Below are 5521 nucleotides of genomic sequence, written 5' to 3'. Positions count from 1 at the left end.
GATTGGTTGCGGGAAGAGGATTTGAACCTCTGACCTTCAGGTTATGAGCCTGACGAGCTACCGGGCTGCTCCATCCCGCGTTAAGCGTGTCTGGCGTATGAGCCAGAAGTAGGAAAGGCGCGCTGAATGTTTAGCGCGCCTTTGAAGTGTTTGATTGTAGTTCTGATGCAATTTGTATTCGGGCTTTGAAGACCTGGCGGCGACCTACTCTCCCGCGTCTTGAGACGAAGTACCATTGGCGCTGAGGGTTTTCACGGCCGAGTTCGGGATGGGATCGGGTGCAGGCCCCTCGCCATAACCACCAGGTCATCGAAGGCCGAATGCAATAGATTACCCCTGCCGCGAAGGCGGCGAGAGGCAAGATTACCACTGTCGCGAAGGCGACAAGAACAATGCGCTTAGCGCGCAAAGTCTGTGAACTGCTGAATGTGCCGAGGCCATTCGGTTTGCTTTGCAAGTATGAAGGCAAAGCATCAAGCCAATGGAGCGATTAGTACCGGTTAGCTCCGCACATTACTGTGCGTCCACACCCGGCCTATCAACGTGATGGTCTTTCACGGCTCTCGTAGGGAGTACTCGTTTTGAGGTGGGTTTCCCGCTTAGATGCTTTCAGCGGTTATCCCGACCGTACATAGCTACCCGGCGATGCCGTTGGCACGACAACCGGTACACCAGAGGTACGTTCACCCCGGTCCTCTCGTACTAGGGGCAAATCCTCGCAATACTCCAACACCCACGGCAGATAGGGACCGAACTGTCTCACGACGTTCTGAACCCAGCTCACGTACCACTTTAAATGGCGAACAGCCATACCCTTGGGACCTGCTCCAGCCCCAGGATGTGATGAGCCGACATCGAGGTGCCAAACGACTCCGTCGATATGGACTCTTGGGAGTCATCAGCCTGTTATCCCCAGCGTACCTTTTATCCGTTGAGCGATGGCCCGTCCACGTGGGACCACCGGATCACTATGACCGACTTTCGTCTCTGCTCGACTTGTCAGTCTCGCAGTCAGGCGGGCTTATGCCATTGCACTCGACAGCTGATTTCCGACCAGCCTGAGCCCACCATCGCGCGCCTCCGTTACTCTTTGGGAGGCGACCGCCCCAGTCAAACTACCCACCATGCAGGGTCCCGGTCCCGGATAACGGGACGCGGTTAGATATCAGAGAACCAAAGGGTGGTATTTCAACGTTGCCTCCACACTGACTGGCGCCAGCGCTTCATAGGCTCCCACCTATCCTACACATTCATTCCCTAATACCACTGCAAAGCTATAGTAAAGGTGCATGGGGTCTTTCCGTCTAACCGCGGGTACTCCGCATCTTCACGGAGAATTCAATTTCGCTGAGTTGGTGTTGGAGACAGTGGGGAAGTCGTTACGCCATTCGTGCAGGTCGGAACTTACCCGACAAGGAATTTCGCTACCTTAGGACCGTTATAGTTACGGCCGCCGTTTACTGGGGCTTCGATTCAGAGCTTGCACCCCTCCTCTTAACCTTCCAGCACCGGGCAGGCGTCAGACCCTATACGTCGTCTTAAAGACTTCGCAGAGCCCTGTGTTTTTGTTAAACAGTCGCCACCCCCTGCTCTGTGCCCCCCACCCGTAGTTGCCTACAGATGGGGCCCTCTTCTCCCGAAGTTACGAGGGCAATTTGCCGAGTTCCTTCAACACCATTCTCTCAAGCGCCTTGGTATACTCTACCAGTCCACCTGTGTCGGTTTAGGGTACGGTCTATACGCTGGAGTTATTTCCCGGAACACCTTCGCTGCACCCACAATCCGATAAGCAGGTACAACACACAGCATTCGTCACTTCCAGCAGGCCCTGGAATATTAACCAGGTTCCCATCGACTACGCCTTTCGGCCTCGCCTTAGGGGCCGGCTCACCCTGCGCGGATTAACCTTGCGCAGGAACCCTTGGACTTACGGCGACAGTGTCTCTCACACTGTTTATCGCTACTCATGTCAGCATTCTCGCTTCCGTTACCTCCAGCATGGCTCACGCCACACCTTCACAGGCTTGCGGAACGCTCCGCTACTGCGTGATGAAGGACGCTACCTTCATCACACCCACAGCTTCGGTGCATGGCTTTAGCCCCGTTACATTTTCGGCGCAGGACGGCTTAACTAGACCAGTGAGCTATTACGCTTTCTTTAAAGGATGGCTGCTTCTAAGCCAACCTCCTGGCTGTCTTGGCCTTCCCACATCCTTTCCCACTTAGCCATGACTTGGGGACCTTAGCTGGTGGTCTGGGCTCTTCCCCTCTCGACGACGAACCTTAGCACCCGCCGTCTGTCTGCCGGACTATAACCCGTTGGTATTCGGAGTTTGGTTAGGTTTGGTAAGGATCGCTCCCCCCTAGCCCATCCAGTGCTCTACCCCCAACGGTGAACATCCGGCGCTCTACCTAAATAGATTTCGCGGAGAACCAGCTATTTCCGAGTTTGATTGGCCTTTCACCCCTATCCACAGGTCATCCCAATCCTTTTCAACGGATACGAGTTCGGCCCTCCAGTCGGTGTTACCCGACCTTCAGCCTGCCCATGGATAGATCACCCGGTTTCGGGTCTCATCCTACGAACTATGGTCGCCCTATTCAGACTCGCTTTCGCTACGCCTTCATCTATCGACTTAAGCTCGCTCGTAAGACGAACTCGCTGACCCATTATACAAGAGGTACGCGGTCACCACGCCCAAGTTGCCTCGGGGAGGCTCCCACTGCTTGTAGGCATTCGGTTTCAGGTACTATTTCACTCCCCTCATCGGGGTGCTTTTCACCTTTCCCTCACGGTACTGGTTCACTATCGGTCATTGAGGAGTACTTAGGCTTGGAGGGTGGTCCCCCCATGTTCAGACAGGATTTCACGTGTCCCGCCCTACTCAAGGATATAAAGCCTTCCTACCCGTACGGGGCTATCACCCACTATGGCCCGACTTTCCAGACGGTTCCGGTTCGAAGACTAAATACCACTGGCCTGGTCCGCGTTCGCTCGCCACTACTAACGGAGTCTCGTTTGATGTCCTTTCCTCCAGGTACTGAGATGTTTCAGTTCCCTGGGTTCGCCTCCTTACCCTATGGATTCAGATAAGGATCACCTTGCGGTGGGGTTTCCCCATTCGGAAATTCACGGATCAAAGCTTGCTCGCAGCTCCCCGTGACTTATCGCAACGTGCTACGTCCTTCATCGCCTCTCAATGCCAAGGCATCCACCAAATGCCCTTAACGCGCTTGATACTTAAACCTTCAATCTCACAAGCTGAGACCAAAGGCCTCGGCACACTCAGCAGTTCAGTTGGTAATCTATACGACCACAGGCTCAGTAGATGACAGCTCATCTCCCCCAACCATTGGCCAAAGCCAACGCTTAGGTGAGTTTCGCAGCCACCCACATGCGGTTTATACGGAAAGACCGCCCGTGGTCGCTTGCATCAGATCTACAATGACAAACAGCTTTTCAAAGACACGCACCAGGCCTTGACCCAGTGCTTCGTCCCCAAACTTATACGGCTCGAACCAGCTTAGAGCGGCTCGCGCAAACGATGGTGGGCCAGGGAAGATTTGAACTTCCGACCTCACGCTTATCAAGCGCGCGCTCTAACCAGCTGAGCTACTAGCCCATTACTTCCGAGAAACATGTAATCACGACCGCTCCTGGTGGAGCCGATCGGGATCGAACCGACGACCTCAAGCTTGCAAAGCTAGCGCTCTCCCAACTGAGCTACGGCCCCAACGGAGCATCAAACTCCGCCACTCGACAACGTCATCTCTGACGCTATCAAGCTTGTTTCTCGAGAAGGGATACGCAGACGGCGGACCCGGTAGGTTGCCCCACCAGACCATCAAGCAGACGAATTGGTTTTTGTAGTTGTTAAGTAAAGCCAAGGAGGTTGTGAGACCCTACCCTTTAGCTTCCTTAGAAAGGAGGTGATCCAGCCGCAGGTTCCCCTACGGCTACCTTGTTACGACTTCACCCCAGTCACTGACCTTACCGTGGTAGGCTGCCTCCTTGCGGTTAGCACACCTGCTTCGGGTAAAGCCAACTCCCATGGTGTGACGGGCGGTGTGTACAAGGCCCGGGAACGTATTCACCGCGCCATGCTGATGCGCGATTACTAGCGATTCCAACTTCATGCACTCGAGTTGCAGAGTGCAATCCGAACTGAGATGGCTTTTTGAGATTGGCTTGGCCTCGCGGCCTCGCTCCCCATTGTCACCACCATTGTAGCACGTGTGTAGCCCAACCCGTAAGGGCCATGAGGACTTGACGTCATCCCCGCCTTCCTCCGGCTTGTCACCGGCAGTTTCTTCAGAGTGCCCAACTAAATGATGGCAACTGAAGATGAGGGTTGCGCTCGTTGCGGGACTTAACCCAACATCTCACGACACGAGCTGACGACAGCCATGCAGCACCTGTGTGAAAGCCAGCCGAACTGAAGAACCTCATCTCTGAAGTCCATACTTTCCATGTCAAGGGTTGGTAAGGTTCTGCGCGTTGCTTCGAATTAAACCACATGCTCCACCGCTTGTGCGGGCCCCCGTCAATTCCTTTGAGTTTTAATCTTGCGACCGTACTCCCCAGGCGGAGTGCTTAATGCGTTAGCTGCGACACTGAAAAGCTAAGCTTCCCAACGTCTAGCACTCATCGTTTACGGCGTGGACTACCAGGGTATCTAATCCTGTTTGCTCCCCACGCTTTCGCGCCTCAGCGTCAATGTCGGTCCAGATAGCCGCCTTCGCCACCGGTGTTCTTCCCAATATCTACGAATTTCACCTCTACACTGGGAATTCCGCTATCCTCTCCCGAATTCAAGCCATCCAGTATTAAGTGCAGTCCCCAGGTTGAGCCCAGGACTTTCACACCTAACTTAAACGGCCGCCTACGCGCCCTTTACGCCCAGTAATTCCGAACAACGCTAGCCCCCTTCGTATTACCGCGGCTGCTGGCACGAAGTTAGCCGGGGCTTATTCTCCAGGTACAGTCATCATCTTCCCTGGCAAAAGAGCTTTACAACCCTAAGGCCTTCATCACTCACGCGGCATTGCTGGATCAGGGTTGCCCCCATTGTCCAATATTCCCCACTGCTGCCTCCCGTAGGAGTCTGGGCCGTATCTCAGTCCCAGTGTGGCTGATCATCCTCTCAGACCAGCTACCGATCGTCGGCTTGGTAGGCCTTTACCCCACCAACTACCTAATCGGACGCGGGCCCCTCTTCTGGCGATAAATCTTTCCTCTCGCGAGGGCATTCGGTATTAGCCGCAGTTTCCCGCGGTTATCCCGAACCAAAAGGCAGGTTCCCACGTGTTACTCACCCGTCCGCCACTCTCACCTAGCAAGCTAGGATCCCGTTCGACTTGCATGTGTTAGGCATGCCGCCAGCGTTCGTTCTGAGCCAGGATCAAACTCTCAGGTTAATCTCGCCAAGCTTTCGGGCCGAAACCCTAATCACCGACGTTAACCAATTGATCCGTCGCAAAACACGTCATCGTCTTACTGCATAGTGGACTTCAAACCACA

3 tRNA genes and 3 rRNA genes are annotated in these 5521 nt (G+C 54.5%); all 6 read right to left on the bottom strand.

What is annotated here, in order from left to right:
• Window positions 1-3 precede the first annotated feature (3 nt).
• The 6 genes from SMD31_RS21545 to SMD31_RS21520 all read right to left on the bottom strand — a co-directional run bounded on the left by SMD31_RS21545 (window position 4) and on the right by SMD31_RS21520 (window position 5418).
• Window positions 4-80: transfer RNA gene (locus SMD31_RS21545), tRNA-Met, on the bottom strand.
• Between the two features lie 111 nt (window positions 81-191).
• A 5S ribosomal RNA gene (rrf, locus tag SMD31_RS21540) occupies window positions 192-306 on the bottom strand.
• Between the two features lie 163 nt (window positions 307-469).
• Window positions 470-3240 (bottom strand): 23S ribosomal RNA (locus SMD31_RS21535).
• 306 nt (window positions 3241-3546) lie between these two features.
• Window positions 3547-3623, bottom strand: a tRNA-Ile gene (locus tag SMD31_RS21530).
• Between the two features lie 35 nt (window positions 3624-3658).
• Window positions 3659-3734, bottom strand: a tRNA-Ala gene (locus SMD31_RS21525).
• A gap of 189 nt (window positions 3735-3923) precedes the next feature.
• Window positions 3924-5418: ribosomal RNA gene (locus SMD31_RS21520) — 16S ribosomal RNA — on the bottom strand.
• The 16S, 23S and 5S rRNA genes sit together here with 3 tRNA genes alongside, the layout of an rRNA operon.
• Between the last annotated feature and the right edge of the window lie 103 nt (window positions 5419-5521).

The organism is Dongia rigui (assembly GCF_034044635.1).
Taxonomy (GTDB): domain Bacteria; phylum Pseudomonadota; class Alphaproteobacteria; order Dongiales; family Dongiaceae; genus Dongia; species Dongia rigui.
This window is presented reverse-complemented; position numbering and strand designations above follow the sequence as displayed.